The following is a 16,071-nucleotide window of genomic DNA, read 5'->3' on the forward strand; positions in this document are numbered from 1 at the left end:
GGCTTAGCGCTCCTCTCGGAAGTCGACGTGCTTGCGGATCACCGGGTCGTACTTCTTCAGCACGATGCGGTCGGGGTTGTTGCGGCGGTTCTTGCGCGTCACGTAGGTGTAGCCCGTGCCGGCGGTCGAACGCAGCTTGATGATCGGACGAACGTCCTGAGCCTTCTTGGCCATTAGAGCTTCACACCCTTCGCGAGGATGTCCTTGACGACGGACTCGATGCCGCGCGCGTCAATGACCTTGATGCCTTTCGCCGAGACGTTCAGCTTGATGTTGCGGCCGAGCGACGGGACGTAATAGGTCTTCTTCTGCACGTTCGGGTCGAAGCGACGCTTCGTCCGGCGGTGCGAGTGCGAGATGCTGTGACCGAAGCCGGGAACCGCTCCAGTCACCTGGCACACTGCTGCCATGGTTTCTTCTCCTTCAATACCGTGAGGCCGGACGGCCCCACCCAAGATCCCTTGTCTGCACCCACGCCGCACACAGGCCGATGGGCCCGTATGAAGAGGGGGAGCGAACCACGTGCAGGAGTGCACGCGGACAAACGTCGAGTTTAGCACGCAGCGATTCCTCCCCACGACGGGTGGGAGCTCCGCGTTCCCCCGCTCCCGCGCATATGCGGCGGAACGCATCGAGGTGGTGCCAGCATGGGGGTCTCAGCATCCGGGGGACTCATGACGAATCCGCAGGACGAAGACACGGTGTGGCCGTCATCGGCGACAGATCTGATCGACACGCACCTGTGCCCGGCGTGTTTCACGCCGATCACCGAGATGACCTGCCGTCAGTGCGGCCTGGTGCTGGGCGACCCTCGCGCAGCGCGCCTGGTGGAGCTGGGGCTCCGGGCGGTCGACATCGATCATGAGCGGCGAGCGGTGATCGCCGAGATACGTCGTGCGCACGCAGCGGCTCCCGCGGCGCCGGTCGCCCCGCCGGCCGCGCCTGTCCGCGCGATGCCTGCCCCCGCCATGCCTGCCCCCGCCACGCCTGCCCCCGCCATACCTGCCGTCGCGACGCCTGTCCCCGTGAACGCGTGGGGAGAGCTGCCCCCGCCCCACATCGACGATCTGCGTCCGGCAGTGGCGCCCGGGGCCACCGCGGAGCCCGTCGTCGCGATCGAACCGCCCGCTGCTCCGCCCCGCCGGCCTCGGCGGCGCTTGAGCGTGCCGGTGCTGCTGCTGATCGTCGGCGTCTCCCTTGTGGGCGTCGCCGCCGTCTTCTTCCTGCTGCTGGCCTGGTTCGTCGCGGGCATCGCCGTCCGCGCGCTCATCATCGCCGGCGTCACCGCCGCCACCATAGCGACGGCATCCTTCCTGAGGCGCCGCGAGCTCACCGCGACGGCCGAGGGGATCGCGGTACTCGGCGTCATCCTGCTGGCGCTGGACGCGTGGGCCGTGCGCGCCAACGACCTCTTCGGCGCGGGAGCGACGCGACCCGCGGTCTACGCGGGCGTGGCCGCGCTGGTCGTCGGGGTGCTGCTGCGGGTCTGGGCTCGCCTCTCGCGATTGCGCGCACCCGACCTCGTCGCGGTGCTGGCTCTGCCGACGGGGCTGGGCCTGCTCGTCGGCGGTCTGAGCGGCCTCGAGTCGAACGCCGCGATCGTCGCGGGGCTGCTGGGCGCGAGCGTGGGCGGCATGGCGCACACCCTGCCTCCGCCGTGGTCGGCGGCACGAGCTCGTGCCGACGCGGTGCCCGAACACGTCACCCTCGCCGTGGTCGGGGTGATGTCGCTGGTCGGCGCGGCAGCGGTCGCGGCCGTCTCGTCACCCGACAGCATCGTCCTGCCGCTCTGGTCGACCGTGGCGATCGTCGGGCTCAGCGCGATCCACGCCTTCCTGTTGCGCGCACGCACCGACGCCCCGGCGGCCGCCGACGGCATACTGTCCGACGCCGACGATCTCGCGGCAGAGGTCGAGACGGAGGCCTCACCGGAAGGTGGGGCCTCGGATGCCGCGCCCGTCGACGGCGCGGACGAGCTGCCGTGGCGCGGAGTGCTCCTCGCGGCCGTCACGACACTCGGCGCCGTCGTCGCCGGGATGCTCGGCTGGCAGGTGGCGGTGCGCGGCGAGCTGAATCTGCAGACGTTCTTCCTCGGGCCGGTGATCGCCGTCGCGGTCGCCGCCCTGATTGATCGGCTTCGAGGTCGCGAACGGCCACGCCGCGAACTGCGGGTCGCTTCCATCGGCGCGACGCTCATCGGCGGCACCAGTCTCGTGATCGGCGTGATCATGTGGGCCGCGCGCGCATCCCATGACCTGATCGTCGCGTGGACGCCGTGGCAGACACCGACGTTCGCGCGATCGCCGCTCCTGACGACCGGCGTCGACGCGGCGCTGTGGAGTGGGCTCGGAGCCGTGGCGGTCGCGGCGCTGCTCCTCGTCGCTCCCACTCTGCGACGCCCGGGGTGGCGCGACGCGCGGGTGGTGGTCGCCGTGGCGCTCCTCCTCGGCGCCGGTGTCCTGTCCGCGATCCCCGCCGTCGTGGTGGGCGTGGGAGCAGCGGTCGCCACGGTCGCCGTCGCCGCCGTCGCACGCCACGCACAGGCCGCGCGCGGGTGGTGGATCGCCGCGTTCCTCTCGGCGACCGTCGCCTATTTGGCGGGTACGACCGCGCCGGCGCTCTGGCTCGTCGGCGTGGGTGTGGCACTGGCGGTGCCGATCTGCCTTCATGTCGTCGCGGCGGCACGCGGCGCGCTCGCCGTGCGACTGACCGTCTCCGCTGTCATGGTCGCCGCGATCTCGGCCTTCGTCGCGCCGGCCGCGATGGCCGCGGCATCCGGATCCGTCGTCTCCGCCACCGAGGTGCCGTTCATCCTCCTCTCGTGGATCGCGCTCGCCGCACTTGTGCTCGCGGCCGCGGCGGCACCCGACCGGTCCACCCGATCGGCGCTCACCGTGAGCGCGCTGACGCTCATCGTCATGTCGTTCGCACGCCTCGTCGCGCCGCTCCTTCCCTTGTCGCCCGACGATGCCGGGCCGGGCCTGCTGGGAGAACCCGTCGCCGGGATCATCCGTTCCGCCGCACTCGTCGCGCTCCTCACGATCGTGGCCGTGGGGAGAACGCCCATCACCGGGGCGGCCGCCCGCGCAGGAGCCCTGCTGGTCGCCCCCCTCGTGGGAACCGGCGTCTTCGCCGTCCTCGACGCCGCCGGGCTGGCCGCCGACTCCGCGCCGGCGATCGTGGGCTCGGCGGCGGCCACGACCTGGGCGGCCGCGATCGTCGGCACGCGTGCGACTCCCACGCCCGAGCGTCGGCGCGTGCGCGCGCTCGTCGACGGCGGGGCGCTCGCGACCGCGGCCGCCGTGGCGATGTCGGCCGCGTCCGATCGATGGTGGGCGGTGAGCGTGATCGCGGCAGCGGGCTTCGCCGGAGCATCCGTGTGCCGGGGGTGGGCGGCTCCGCAAGCGGCATCCCTACCCGGCGTGTTCTCGACCACCGCCCCCGGCGCCACCGTGTCGGCGGCCCCACGGCGGCTGCTGATCTGGCCGTCGATCGGCTTCGCGACGATCGGGCTGTGGCTGTGGCTCGCACCCTTCGCAGCGAACCTCGCAGGGGACGCGCCGACCATCGAGGCGTATGCACTGCCGCCGTCGATCGGGCTGATCGTCCTGGCGGTCCTGATGACATGGCTGCGACGCCGGGCCGAGGCGACCGTCGCCGCGGTGCTCGGGGTGACGATCGGACTCGCGATGCCCGCACTGGCGAGCTGGTCGGGGTCCGACGTCCGCGGAGGCGTCGTCGCCGCCGTCGCCACCACCCTGACTCTCGTCGTGTCGTGGACGCCGCTCCGGCGGACCCGCGGCACCGCCGTCGCCACAGCGACCTCCGCTCTCGTCGTGTCGGCCCTGGTGGCACTCGAGCGCACGATCGTCGGCGCGGCGCTGCAGGGGTGGTGGGCGGCGGGCTTCGTCCTCCTCGCCTACGCGGCGGCCTTCGGGTTCATCGCCGGCCGGCGAGGACGAGCGGATGCCTCGCCCGAGGCGGCGTTCGCGCTGGTCGTCCCTCCGCTCGCGGTGGGGCTTGCCACGATGTCGCTGATCGGCCAGGCGCGGCATCCCCTCGTCCTGACCATCTCGATCGGGCTCGCCCTTACACTCCATCTCGCGGCCGCCGCTCGCGATCGGCGGCCACTGGGCACCATCACGCGGTGGACCGCCTTCGGCGCCGCACTCGTTCTCGCGGGGGTCGGATTCGGCGTGGGCACCGTGACCACGGTGGAGGCCGTCACGATCCCGCTCGCGCTCGCCGTCATGGCGGGTGCAGCGCTCGTGCTCTGGCGCCGCCCGGGAACCGCGAGCGAGCGCGCGGTCTGGCTCGGGGGCCTCGGCCTGGCGCTGCTGCCGAGCACCACCTCTGCCGTCGAACCGGTACGGGTGTGGCTGGTGATCGTGGGTGCGCTGCTGGCTGCCGTCGGGTGCGCCGTCGCGCCGGCGTCGCGCACCTTCCGCCTCGCGTCGCCGTCGGCGATGATCCTGACCGCCGGCTCCCTTCTGATGGGCGCGCGCGCACTCTTCGCGTCCGACGCCGATGCGCTTCCCCGGGGAGACGCGGCGGCCCTGGTCGCCGGCGCGGGCGCCGTGCTCGTCGCCGCAGTCTCGGTGTGGATGACCGACGACGACCGACCCCCCATCGCATCGACGGTGCTGGCCGGCGCCGGGGCCGCGCTGCTCGTCGCGACCACCGTGGTGCAGGCCGCGCGTGCGAGCGGCTCCGCCGACGATGACCTGCCTCGGACCGCGATCACGGTCCTCGTCGCGGCGGTCGCAGGCGTCGCCGGCGCGGCACTCCTTCGTCTTCCCCGCTGGCGGGGTCTGGCGGCGGTCACGGCCCTCGGAGGGCTTCTCGGGGCGACCATCGCGGCAGGGCTCCGCTTCGTGGCGGTCGCCGATCTGGCCCCGGTCGGCATCGAACCCGATCTCTGGGCACTCGCCGGTGCGGGGGTGGTCGCCGCCATCGGCGTCGCCGCGATCCGATCCACGCGCGATCACCGAGTGGATCTCGCCGCAGGCGCCGTGTTCGCCGTCACCGTGGTGCTGTGGGCGCTGGCCGGCACGCTGCTCCTCGGCGCAGATCCTCTCGTCGACGGCATCAGAGCCTTCGTCCTGACGTCGGCGCTGACCGCCGCGGGGGCCTTCGGAGTCATGCGCAGGGATCGGCTCGGCATCGCCCTCCCCGTCGCCTCGGCGGTCGCTCTGGTCTTGTTCGCGGTGAGCGCGCTCGCCCTCCACGGCGTCGATCCGATCGAGGCCGTGACCGCACCACCCGCCCTGGGCCTCATCGTGCTCGGGATCCGGCGACTGCGCAGCGACGCGACCGCGCGCACCTGGCCGACGCTCGGTCCGGGCCTCGCCCTCCTCACGCTCCCCTCGCTCGCGCTCGACGTCGGTCCGGGCGAACTATGGCGGGTGGTCGCGCTGGGTGTCGTCGCGATCGCGATGGTGCTCACCGGTGCCTTGGGCCGATTGCAGGCACCTCTCGTACTCGGCTCGGCGGTGCTGCTGGTGCATGCCGGCGCGCAGCTGTGGCCGTGGATCTCGCAGTCGTACGTCGCCGTTCCCTGGTGGCTCTGGCTCGGTATCGGCGGCGCCGTGCTCATCGTGGTGGCCGCCCGTTACGAGAAGCAGATGCGCGCGATCCGATCGGCCTTCACCGCGGTGGTGTCGTTGCGCTGAGGCCGCCCCGCGCGAACGCGCCGATCACGCGGATGCCGCGCCCCGCCCCCATCGGAAGGCGGAGACCGTCGGATCATCAGGCACCCAGAACCGCCACGGAAATTTCGCGGTCCCCGCCGCGCCGGCGACTCCCACCCTCGGGCCGGAGGCGAACCGGGTCAGCGGCTCGGACAGCAGTTCGAGCCGCGCCGAAGCCCCCTGCCAAGACTCGCCCGTGATCGCGTCGATCCCGTCGTGCAGCGGATGCTTCAGGCCGATGGCCGTCCCGAGCCTGCCCGGCCCTCGCGCCAGGTCGCGCGGGCGGATCGCCGCCGGTCGTCGCCGGGTCGCGGCATCCGCCCCCTCGATCACCTCGGCTCCGCGCAGCAGCACCCCGCCGGCTACCCCCGCCGGGCCGCACACGATGTTCACGCACGAGTGGATGCCGTGGCTGAGATAGACGTACAGGTGACCCGGGTCGCCCCACATCGTGGCGTTGCGCGGGGTGGGACCCATGCGCGCGTGCGATCCCGGGTCGGCCGTCGGTCCCGTGCCGAGCCCGTGATAGGCCTCCACCTCGGTGAGGCGGATCGTGACGGTCTCGGCGTGTTCCTCGGCGTCGGTGGCACTCGTGACCGTCAGGTGGGCCCCGAGCAGGCTCGGAGCGACGTCGGCCGCCAGCCCTTCGAGATCCCGGCGGGTGGCGGGTCGGACCCTCGGCGGCGACGAGGTCGTCATCGGGGCGGGACCTGGCACCACGACGCGTCGAACCCCGACAGGATCGAGACCTCGCGATCGTCGGAAGTGGCGGACAGGTCGATGATGTGGGTCTCGGGCCGCGACGTCATCGGCAGCAGGTAGGCGTCGTAGCGGTTGTCGACGATGTCGGGAGCGACCAGCACCGCGGCGTACCGACCGCTCGGTGACACGCACGTCTGGAGTACCCCGTCGGTCGCGGGTGCGGTGAACACCGGCGTCGCAATGCCGTCGTCTCGGACGACCGAGACCGTCGTGCTGATCAGCGTGGTGTTGTTCTCCACCTCTGCGAACGTGCGCAGCGTGCCACCGCCCTCGCCCGGCATCGGGGTGACGGGGCCGGGCAGCCCTTCTTCGCCCGCGGCGTCGACGAGGGGCTGCTCGGTGCCGTCGGTCAGGTCGATCGCGTAGCGCGCGTCGGCGCGTTCGACAACGGCGTGCGAAGACCCTCGTGCGATCCCGTCGATCGAGACCGCGTTGCCGAGTGCGACCGGATCGGAGCCGGTCGCGGAGGTGAGCAGCAGGCTCCCGCTGAAGGCGAGGAGCAGGATGCTGTCGGTATCGGGCACGAAGCGCCACTCCGCGACCCTCTGATCGTCGCCTGCGACCGCGATCTGCGTGGGCTCGGCATCCGCGGCATCGTCTTTGAGCGACGCGGTGAACAGCGCGCTCTCCCTCCCCGTCGTCGCCGACAGGTTGGCGTCCGAGAACGTGTAGCCGATCAGCTCACCACGATCGGCGCTCTGCAGATTCGACACGTATCCGTCCCCCGGCAGTGTCAGGTCGCGCGCGTTCGAGCCGTCCAGATCGGTGACGATCAGCTCCGCTTCGCCATCGCCGTTCGTGCCGGTACCCTCGCCCGATCGCACCGACACGACGAGGTGCGAAGAGGTCGCACGGAAGTCCTCGATGTGCTCGTGCGTGAAGACGGCGTCCGCGGTCTCGCCCGCGAGATCGGTGCGGAAGATCGTGTCCCCGTCCTGACCGCGCCGCAGCAGGTACACGTCGATGCCCGACGTCGTGAATGACTGCGAGATCTCGGCGGCGGGTCCCCCACCGAGCCCCTCGAGACCGGCGACCGTCACCGTGTAGGCGGTCTCGTCGTGCAGCGGCAGCGTGAAGCGCACCCCGACGCTCCGGCCGGAGGTGTCGACGGTGAAGGGCGTCGCCGGCGTGACGGTGACCTGACCCGCGTCGACGGTCTGCAGCGACTGCGTGGTGGTGATGATCATCCGCGAGCCGGATGCCGCGACCGCCGCGGCCGGATCCACCTGCACGTCGGTCACCCGCGGGCCCTGCGCCGTGGTGGCGGCCGCCCCGGCGAGAGCTGCACCCGCGAGGACGGCGACGACGATCGCGAATGCTCCGATGAATGCGCGGGACTGACGGAGCCGGCGACGGGAGCTGCGCGTCGAGCGGTCAGTACTCATAGGGGTCTTTCGGCTCCTCGACCGCGTCGATCGACTGGGCGTCGATCTCCAGACCGCCCTCGGAGGTGGCGCGCACCGTGCCCGTGATGGTGATCCACTGGCCCGTCTCGGGCGTCGCGGCGCCGGAGACGATCGGGACGCTCGCCGGCTGCGCGTCGATCACGCAGTGCGTGATGACCAGGCGCGTCAGCTGGAAGCCGTCGCCACCGTCCACCGGAGTCGCGAAGCCCGTCAGGGTGATCGCGTCGCCGTCGAAGGCGTCGGGGTTCGTGGCCGTCGCGAAGACCGTAGCCCAGTCCCCCACCCCGAACGACGACGTGTCGCCGGTCGATGCGAGTGTGACGGCATCCTGCCCGGCGAAGAGCGGCGCGGCGCCGACGTCGCGCGACATGGCCAGCTCGGCCGAGAGCGAGGCCGGGGGAAGCAGGACGATGCAGGCGACGACGGCGGATGCTGCGACCCCACCGGTCACGGCGACCAGCGTGCCGGCGCTCGGGCGGGCGGGACGGTGGGCGTGGTCGTGGGCGTGTGTCGCTTCGTCCTGCGGCGCGCGGGGTGCGGCCGGCTCATCGTGATCGTGTCCGTGATCGGCCTCCGCGCCGAGCGGGAGGGCGAAGCTGAGGATCGTGCCGATCAGTACGAGCACCGCCATGCCCACCGCGAACCACGCCGAATCGGGGTTGATGTAGAGCCCGAGCTGGCCCGTCAGCGCCAGGCTGATCGTGACGACCGACAGGCAGGCAGCGAGGCCGACCCCGAGCCAGCGGGTACCGAGGAAGCCGACGTCACGCAAGGAGGTTCACCCCCGCCCCGATGGCGAAGCCTGCGAGCACCACCACGACCACGAGACCGAAGAGGACGCGGGTCGTGAAGGTCGTCCTGAGCAGTGCGAGCATCTTCACGTCGACGAGCGGCCCGACGAGCAGGAAGGCCACGATCGAGCCCGGAGTGAACGTCGACGCGAACGACAGCGCGAAGAACGCGTCGACATTCGAGCAGATCGACACGATCATCGCGAGCGCGACCATCGCCACGATCGACAGCGCCGGGTTGGATCCGATGGCGAGCAGCGCCGATCGAGGGATCAGCACCTGCACGGCACCGGCCAGAGCCGATCCGATCACGAGCGCGGGCATGACCGAGCGCAGTTCGACGATGAACTGCGCGAGGCTGCGACGCCCGCGGCCGCCCTGCTCGTGTGTGACGAGTTCGCACGTCTCGCGGAAGCGGTCCGTGAGTAGCCCATCCGGATCGGGGTGCCGGCTGTACAGCCACCCGATCAGATTCGCGATGAGGTAGCCGCCCACGAGTCGGGCGATGAGGATGCCGTCCGAGAACCCGAAGGCCTGGTGGGTCGTGATGATGACGATGGGGTTGACGATCGGTGCCGCGATGAGGAACGTGAGCGTCTCGGGCACCGTGAACCCGCGCATCATGAGGCCGCGGGCGAACGGCACATTCCCGCACTCGCAGACGGGCACCACCATTCCGAGGAGGGAGAGCACCGCACGCCGGGCCCACGCGCGGCGCGGCATCCATCGTTCGATCATCCCCGGCGGGATCCACACCTGCACGGCGATCGACAGGACGACGCCGAGCGCGACGAAGGGCATGGACTCGATGAGGACGCTGATCGAGAGCGTCAGGCCGTCCTGCACGCGGGTGGGCAGCGAGGCGGAGTACAACGCCGGGGCCAGCGCATCGATCAGGAAAAGCCCCGCGACCACGGCAGCGCCCACGGCGAGCGCCACACCCACCCGCGAGCGCGGCGAGCGTGGGGGCGAGGCCGAGGCGACCGGACTAAGCCGGGTCACGCTCGACAGCCAGTGCCTGGGTGCAGGGGCCGCACAGCCCGAAGATGTCGACCACGTGCTCGGCGGCACTGAAGCCGTTCTGCGCCGCCGTGCGCTGAGCCCACTGCTCGACATCCGTCGCCTCGATCTCGACGGTGAGACCGCACGAGCGGCAGATCAGGTGGTGGTGGTGACCGGGGGTGACGCAGGCGCGGAAGAGGTTCTCGCCGTCGGGACTCTGCAGCGAATCGGCCGAGCCGTCGGCGGCGAGACCGGCCAGCGCACGGTAGACGGTCGCCAGGCCGATGCCGGTGTTGTCGTCGCGCAGCGACGCGTGCAGGTTCTGCGCGCTGACGAAGCCGCGGGCGTCGGCCAGCGCCTCGCGTACACGCTCGCGCTGCCACGTATTGCGCTGAACCATGGGAGAAGTCTACGAGGGCAGTCTCGGGATCACCCGAGAGCGACCGCGCTCCGGTCGGCACGGCCGCCGCTGTCGCGAAGCACGCGGCCCTGCCTGCCACCCACGACCCGGCAGACGATGTAGATGAGGAACGAGATCGTCGTGATGTAGGGGCTCACGGGGAGCGTTCCGGCGATCGCGAGCAGGATGCCGCCGACCGCGGAGACGAAACCGAAGAGGGCGGCCAGGAGAGGCACCGCGACGGGACCGGTGCTGATGCGCGTGGCGGCGGCGGCGGGCGTGACCAGCAGCGCGAGCACGAGGAGCGCGCCGATGATGTGCACGCTGACGGCCACCATGAGGCCGAGGAGCACCATGAACCCGAGCGACACGGCGCGCGTCGGCACGCCGCGTGCCGCCGCGGACTGCGGGTCGAGCGAGTCGAACCGCAGCGGGCGCCAGATGATCATGAGCCCCACCAGGCAGATCGCGCTGATCAGCATCAGGGCGCCGAGCTGCGAGTTCTGGACCGAGACGATCTGGCCGGTCAGCAGGCCGAAGCGGTTGGCCGAACGACCGCTGTAGAGCGACAGGCACAGAATGCCCAGGCCCAGACCGAACGGCATGAGCACGCCGATGATCGAGTTGCGGTCGCGCGAGCGCGCACCGAGCACCCCGATGAGGACCGCCGCGATCAGGGAACCGACGATCGATCCGGTGACGACGTCGATGCCGAACAGAAGGGCGGCCGCGGCCCCGGCGAAGGAGAGCTCGCTGATGCCGTGGACGGCGAACGCCATGTCGCGTTGGATCACGAACACCCCGATCAGCCCGCCGACGAGCCCGAGGATCGCGCCCGCGATGACGGAGTTCGACACCAGGGCGAGGATGTCGCCGTAGTCCGCCAGCCCTCCGAACATGGCGTCCCAGACATCCGACCAGTTCACGCGTGCCCGTCCTCGTCGTGGTGGTGGTGGGCCTCGTCGGCATCGGGGGCTCCGACGACCACCAGCCGGCCGCCTGCCCGCAGGACGAACACCGGTGCGCCGTACAGATCGCTCAACACCTTCGAATCCAGCACCTCGTCGGGCCTGCCCAGCGTGAAGCGGCCGTTCGCGATGTAGAGGATGCGGTCGACCGCGTTCATCACCGGGTTGATGTCGTGCGTGACGAGCAGCACCGCGGCCTCGGCATCCCGTCGATAATCGTCGATCAGTCGCACGACGTCGCGCTGATTCGCGAGGTCGAGACTCGTGAGCGGCTCGTCGCAGAGCAGCAGGCGCGGGTGGTCGGCGAGCGCCTGACCGACCCGCAGGCGTTGCTGCTCGCCGCCCGAGAGCAGGCCCACGGGACGCTGGGCGAAGCTGCGGGCGTCGACCGCGTCGATCAGCTCCTCGACCCGTGCGCGATCGGCACGGCGCGGGAGAGGAAATCCGAAGCGGTGTCCGCTGACGCCGAGCGCGATCAGGTCGCGCCCGCGCATCGATGTGTCCGGCGGCAGCGGACGTTGCTGCGGGACGTAGCCGATGCGGCGATCGCCCCGACCCGAGATGGCGTCGCCGTCGACGCGGATGCTGCCACCGCTGAGGGCTTCGAGACCCAGGATGGCGCGCAGCAGCGTGGTCTTGCCCGACCCGCTCGGCCCGAGCACCGCGATCAGCTCGCCGGGCTCGACCCGCAGGTCGAGCCCGGTCCAGAGCTCTCGGCCGGCGCGGCGCAGCGAGGCGCCCGCGATCTCGAGGATGGCGGGTGCGGTCATCCGTCGAGCGCGGAGGCGAGCAGCGCCACGTTGTCGGTCATCCACTGAATATACGTCGTGTCCTCGGGGAGGGTTTCGGTGAACTCGAGCACCGGGATGCCCTGTCCGTCGGCCTGTGCGATCACCTGCTGGGTCTCGGGTCCGCCGGTCTGCGCGTTCGCGAGCACCGCGACGAGGCCGCCGGCCTTGATGACGTTCAGCGACTCGAGCAGGACGGCGGGCGCGACATCCTGCCCCTCCTCCACCGCCTCGCTGAAAGCGCCGGGGGTGACGCTCGTCATGCCCGCCGCAGCGGCCAGGTACATCGGCACCGGCTCGGTCGCGAAGACCTCCGTGTCGCCGTGAGCGCTCTTCAGCGCCGCGACCTCGCCCTCGATGCCGTCGAGCCCGCTCTGGAAGGTCGCCACGTTGGCGGTGATGTCAGCCGACGCCTCGGGGACGAGGGTCGTCAGCTCGCTCGCGATGGCGTCTGCGACCGCCGAGATCGTGGTCGGGTCGTACCAGACGTGCTCGTTGAAGCCTTCGATATGACCGTGATCGTCATCGGCGCCTTCGGTGTGCGCGTGGTCTTCGCTGTCGCTCGGCCATGCCGGCGAGAGCTCCGCTGCCGTGATGAGCGGCGCTGTCGATCCGGAACCCTCGACGAGGGTGTTCATGAAGCTGTCGTAGCCGCCGCCGTTCTCGATCAGCAACTGCGCCCGCTGCACCGCGAGCTGGTCGCTGGCGGTGGCCTCGAACTCGTGCGGGTCCTGGCTGGCCGACGAGATGACCGAGGTCACGTCCACATGGTCGCCGCCGATCGCCTCTGCGATCTGGCCGTAGACGTCGGTCGAGGCGACGACGCGGATCTTGCCGTCGTCCGACGCGGCGCCGGAGCCCGCGGCGCCGCTCGCGCATCCCGCGAGCAGCAGAGCGGATGCTGCGGCCGTCGCCACGACCGGGATCAGACGTCGGAGGGAGCGCTGCGAATTGGTCATGCCTCCACACTATGGCTATTGATAATCGTTCTCAAGTCGAGGTGCGGGAGTGTGGGATGGGTCACGCGAGCGGTCGCGACACGCCGCGCGGCCGCGCGCCGCGCCCGCGGTAACGGCGTGTCGCGACCGTTCGCGGGGGCCTGGCCCTCGGTGCCCTGCCGCCCATGGGCACCCTCCGCGTCCTGCGCTCGTGCGCCCTGCGACTCCACCGTTGCGTGACCGTGCCCGACGTTGCGCGAGCGGTCGCGACACGCCGCGCGGCCGCCCGCCGCGCCCGCGGTGACGGCATGTCGCGACCGTTCGTCGCGCGGGGGTGGGGGGGCGACGGCCGACGGGCGAGGCGGGGTGGCGGCCGACGCGACGCGGCGAGGCGAGGCGAGGAGCGGCGAGGCGAGGCGAGGCGAGGCGTTACCGACGGTGGCCGCGGATAATGGGGAGGTGGAGCCCTGGGAGATACGCGAGTGGTACGCCGACTACCTCGACGCGTGCAATCGGCACGATCTGGAAGCGATCCGAAGCTTCGTCGCTCCGTCAGCCAAGCGCGCGCACCTACCCGGCGGGGCGAACGCGTGGGTCGAGGACATGGCCGACCTGTTCGACGCCTTCCCCGACTGGCGATGGCGCCGCATCCAGCTGATCGTCGAAGACGACCGCCTCGCCGTGCATCTCCGCGCCAGCGGCACGCACCTGGGCGCGTTCCGCGGCATCGCGGCGACCCGACGCCACGCGAATGTGGCCGAGTACGCAATGTATCGCGTGGTCGGCGGACGCTTCACGGAGCACTCCGGAACGGGGGACGCCGAACTGCTCGGTCAGCTCCGAACCCCGGCCTGATCACGCTGAGTTCGGCGCAGAGCGTGGGCGCACATCCGGCCCCTCGTCGAATCGGTCCCGAGAGCACGACTTGGCGCCAACGCACGGCCCTGGCGCTCAGGCACGGTGTCCACTCGGCGAGAAGTCGTGCGCTCGCGCTGCAGGCCCACGTGATGCAGACCATCGTGGGCGGACGCACGCGCTACACGAAATAGCGCGATCGTCGTCGGAACGTCGCCCGCCCGTCCCGCGCGGCGTGTCGTAGCGTCGGGGTGTGGGACGCAACGGGATCTACGTGGAAGCGCGGATAGCGGCCGACCTCGACGCGGTGTGGGACGCCAGCCAGACACCCGCCGAGCACGTGCGCTGGGACGTCAGGTTCACGCGGATCACCCCGATGGCCGTGACGGATGCCGGGGCGACGGCTTTCACGTACGAACGGCGTGTGCCGTTCCACGTCGTCCACGGCACGGGCGTCAGCGTGGGTGAGAGACGCGGTTCAGGCGGCGCCCGCACATCGGCGCTGCGGTTCCACACCGCCGACCGCCTCTCCCCGATCCGGGCGGGCCGCGGCTACTGGCGCTACGTGCCGACCGACGGAGGCACGCTGTTCCTCACCGGCTACGACTACGCGCCGGGGTGGGGCGTCCTGGACGTGGTGGTCCGGCCCGTGCTCGGCTGGGCGACGGCGTGGAGCTTCGACCGCCTGCGCATCTGGCTGGAGACCGGTGTGCCCCCGGAACGCTGGCCGCTCTGGAGCGCGCTGTGGTGGTGGCGTGCCGACCGGCCACGCGCGGGCCGCTGCCGGCGGGCGCCCGCGTCGGGGTCGCGGCGCGGCGATCAGCTGCAGGATGCCCCCGCAACGCTGGCCGCGCTCCCGGATCCGGGCATCCCCGCATGACCTCCATCTTCGAGCGCGCCCTCGGCGACGATTTCGCCCGCCTGCACCCCATGATGCGCCGTCGGTTCGGCGTCGGGCTGGACTCGGCCGAGGCCTGCACCGGCCGCGGCGTGATGACCACGATCCGCCGCGGACCGTGGTGGACCGTTCCGTTCCTGCAGATCGGCCGACTGCGCAGCATCCTGATCCCCGACATCGGCGTCGATGTGCCGTTCACGGTCGAGAACTACCCCTACCGCGACCCGCTGGGGCGCGAGACGGTCACCTTCGTCCGGGAGTACACCGTCGGCGCCCACCACCGACGTTTCGACGCGACGATGATCCTCGAGCAGGGTCGGATCGTCGACTATCTCGGCACCCACCAGCACCTCGCGGTCGACCTCGACCTGCAGGTCGACGACCGGGGCGGGCTCATCCTCACCTCTGACGCCCAGCGGTTCTACGAAGGTCCGGTCGCCTTCCGATTCCCCCTGCTCTTCAGCGGTCGCGCGCGGCTGCACGAATACTTCGACGACGCCGATCAGCGCTTCCACGTCGACCTCGAGGTGCGCAATCACCGTTTCGGCTTCCTGTTCGGCTACCGCGGCAGCTTCGAGTGCGAGTGGTCACCCGCGACGGATGCCCCGGCACGCCTGAAGCCGCGCCGGCACGAACGCCGCACCTGACTCCCGTGGCGGGCGGACCTCGGGTGCTCGGGCTGCCTGGGCTCAGCCGTCGGTGAGGGAATCCGCGCACCTGCGCAGCAGGGTCACGAGTCTCTCGCGGTCGCCGGGTTGCAGATCGGCGGTCATGCGGTCTTCCACGTCGCGCACCGCCGCGCTCGCTGCGGCGAGCTGACGGCGTCCCGCATCGGTCAGCTCGGTCGGAAGGGCGCGGCCGGAGGTCGCCTGGTCCGATCGGGTGACGAGGCCGTCGCGCTGAAGCGTCCGGAGCAGGACGTTCATCGATTGCCGGGTGACGAATGCGCCACGGGCGAGGTCGGAATTCGACGACCCCGGACGCTGGGCGAGGAGTTCGAGGCAGGAGTAATGAGTGACCGTCATGCCCAGCGGGCGGAGCACGTCCTCCATGGCCGCGCGCAGCGCGCTCGAGGCCACCTTCAGCAGGTAGCCCGGGGAAGTCACGAGCTCGATCCTGCGGTCGTCTTGACTCATGTCAGTATTCTGACATACGGTGGCTATGTCAGATAACTGACACAAAGAAGGAGCTCACCATGACGGTTTCCGGTCCCGACTTCGTCTCTCTGCAGGTGCGCGACATCGCGCGCTCGGCGGCGTTCTACGAGCAGTACCTCGGCCTGAGGCGCCAGCCCGGGCCGCCGCATGCCGTGGTCTTCGACACGAAGCCCGCTGCCTTCGCCGTGCGCTCGCCGCTCCCGGGCCTCGATCTCGACGCCGGCGCACTGGGCCGCGGGATCGGGGTGTGGATGCACGCCCCGGAGTCGCGGAAGATCCACGAGGCGCTGGTGGCCGACGGTGTGACGATCGCGTCCGAGCTGACCGAGGGTCCGTTCGGCTGGACCTTCACCTTCGCCGATCCCGACGGCTACCTCATCACACTCCACGACCGCGCGTGAAGGGGCACAGGCCTC

Annotated in this window: 16 protein-coding genes; 5 read left to right on the forward strand and 11 right to left on the reverse strand. The window is 71.2% G+C overall.

From position 1 onward, the window contains the following. Positions 1 to 3: 3 nt before the first annotated feature. Entirely contained in the window at positions 4 to 174 is a 171-nt protein-coding gene (gene rpmG, locus ACFXOO_RS09740) for a 50S ribosomal protein L33 (RefSeq protein ID WP_018173550.1), read from the reverse strand. Beyond that, positions 174 to 410 (reverse strand): 50S ribosomal protein L28, encoded by a 237-nt coding sequence (rpmB, locus tag ACFXOO_RS09745; RefSeq protein ID WP_378842635.1) that lies wholly within the window; start codon positions 408 to 410, stop codon positions 174 to 176. Before rpmB ends, rpmG begins: the two co-directional genes overlap by 1 nt. A 264-nt stretch (positions 411 to 674) precedes the next feature. Here rpmB and ACFXOO_RS09750 point away from each other — a divergent pair, with 264 nt between their 5' ends. Continuing rightward, the gene (locus tag ACFXOO_RS09750; protein WP_394563419.1) at positions 675 to 5,672 is read left to right on the forward strand and encodes an SCO7613 C-terminal domain-containing membrane protein; all 4,998 of its coding nucleotides are present in this window, start codon (positions 675 to 677) and stop codon (positions 5,670 to 5,672) included. Positions 5,673 to 5,696: 24 nt separating this feature from the next. Here the strand turns inward: ACFXOO_RS09750 and ACFXOO_RS09755 are convergent, their stop codons facing one another. The 8 genes from ACFXOO_RS09755 to ACFXOO_RS09790 are packed head-to-tail and all read right to left on the reverse strand — an operon-like array spanning position 5,697 to position 12,766. Continuing rightward, a complete protein-coding gene (locus ACFXOO_RS09755) occupies positions 5,697 to 6,389 on the reverse strand; it encodes a DNA-3-methyladenine glycosylase (RefSeq protein WP_378843037.1) in 693 nt (230 codons plus the stop codon). Further along, on the reverse strand, positions 6,386 to 7,837 hold the full coding sequence (locus ACFXOO_RS09760; protein ID WP_378842631.1) for a hypothetical protein: 1,452 nt from the start codon (positions 7,835 to 7,837) through the stop codon (positions 6,386 to 6,388). Before ACFXOO_RS09760 ends, ACFXOO_RS09755 begins: the two co-directional genes overlap by 4 nt. Further along, positions 7,827 to 8,630, reverse strand: a complete 804-nt coding sequence (locus tag ACFXOO_RS09765; RefSeq protein WP_378842629.1) for a TIGR03943 family putative permease subunit — start codon at positions 8,628 to 8,630, stop codon at positions 7,827 to 7,829. The genes ACFXOO_RS09760 and ACFXOO_RS09765 overlap by 11 nt, the downstream gene beginning before the upstream one ends. Beyond that, the gene (locus tag ACFXOO_RS09770; protein ID WP_378842627.1) at positions 8,623 to 9,651 is read right to left on the reverse strand and encodes a permease; all 1,029 of its coding nucleotides are present in this window, start codon (positions 9,649 to 9,651) and stop codon (positions 8,623 to 8,625) included. Before ACFXOO_RS09770 ends, ACFXOO_RS09765 begins: the two co-directional genes overlap by 8 nt. Beyond that, positions 9,638 to 10,051, reverse strand: coding sequence for a Fur family transcriptional regulator (locus tag ACFXOO_RS09775; protein WP_378842625.1), 414 nt, complete (start codon positions 10,049 to 10,051; stop codon positions 9,638 to 9,640). Before ACFXOO_RS09775 ends, ACFXOO_RS09770 begins: the two co-directional genes overlap by 14 nt. Before the next feature lie 29 nt (positions 10,052 to 10,080). After that, positions 10,081 to 10,977 (reverse strand): metal ABC transporter permease, encoded by an 897-nt coding sequence (locus ACFXOO_RS09780; RefSeq protein WP_378842623.1) that lies wholly within the window; start codon positions 10,975 to 10,977, stop codon positions 10,081 to 10,083. Next, complete coding sequence (locus ACFXOO_RS09785; protein ID WP_378842621.1) at positions 10,974 to 11,789, reverse strand: metal ABC transporter ATP-binding protein; 816 nt, start codon at positions 11,787 to 11,789, stop codon at positions 10,974 to 10,976. Before ACFXOO_RS09785 ends, ACFXOO_RS09780 begins: the two co-directional genes overlap by 4 nt. After that, the gene (locus ACFXOO_RS09790) at positions 11,786 to 12,766 is read right to left on the reverse strand and encodes a metal ABC transporter solute-binding protein, Zn/Mn family (protein WP_394563420.1); all 981 of its coding nucleotides are present in this window, start codon (positions 12,764 to 12,766) and stop codon (positions 11,786 to 11,788) included. Before ACFXOO_RS09790 ends, ACFXOO_RS09785 begins: the two co-directional genes overlap by 4 nt. Before the next feature lie 438 nt (positions 12,767 to 13,204). Between ACFXOO_RS09790 and ACFXOO_RS09795 the strand changes: the two genes are divergently transcribed. From ACFXOO_RS09795 to ACFXOO_RS09805, 3 genes are all read left to right on the forward strand, one after another. Next, entirely contained in the window at positions 13,205 to 13,600 is a 396-nt protein-coding gene (locus tag ACFXOO_RS09795; protein WP_378852766.1) for an ester cyclase, read from the forward strand. Positions 13,601 to 13,853: 253 nt separating this feature from the next. Next, complete coding sequence (locus ACFXOO_RS09800; RefSeq protein WP_378842611.1) at positions 13,854 to 14,480, forward strand: SRPBCC family protein; 627 nt, start codon at positions 13,854 to 13,856, stop codon at positions 14,478 to 14,480. Further along, complete coding sequence (locus ACFXOO_RS09805; protein ID WP_378852764.1) at positions 14,477 to 15,145, forward strand: DUF4166 domain-containing protein; 669 nt, start codon at positions 14,477 to 14,479, stop codon at positions 15,143 to 15,145. The genes ACFXOO_RS09800 and ACFXOO_RS09805 overlap by 4 nt, the downstream gene beginning before the upstream one ends. A gap of 42 nt (positions 15,146 to 15,187) precedes the next feature. On the opposite strand, the gene ACFXOO_RS09810 is transcribed toward ACFXOO_RS09805, so the two are convergent. Beyond that, a complete protein-coding gene (locus ACFXOO_RS09810; protein WP_378842607.1) occupies positions 15,188 to 15,634 on the reverse strand; it encodes a MarR family winged helix-turn-helix transcriptional regulator in 447 nt (148 codons plus the stop codon). 59 nt (positions 15,635 to 15,693) lie between these two features. Here ACFXOO_RS09810 and ACFXOO_RS09815 point away from each other — a divergent pair, with 59 nt between their 5' ends. Further along, on the forward strand, positions 15,694 to 16,056 hold the full coding sequence (locus ACFXOO_RS09815; RefSeq protein WP_378852762.1) for a VOC family protein: 363 nt from the start codon (positions 15,694 to 15,696) through the stop codon (positions 16,054 to 16,056). The last annotated feature ends 15 nt before the right edge of the window (positions 16,057 to 16,071 follow it).

This window comes from Microbacterium sp. P03 (assembly GCF_043556235.1).
GTDB lineage: Bacteria > Actinomycetota > Actinomycetes > Actinomycetales > Microbacteriaceae > Microbacterium.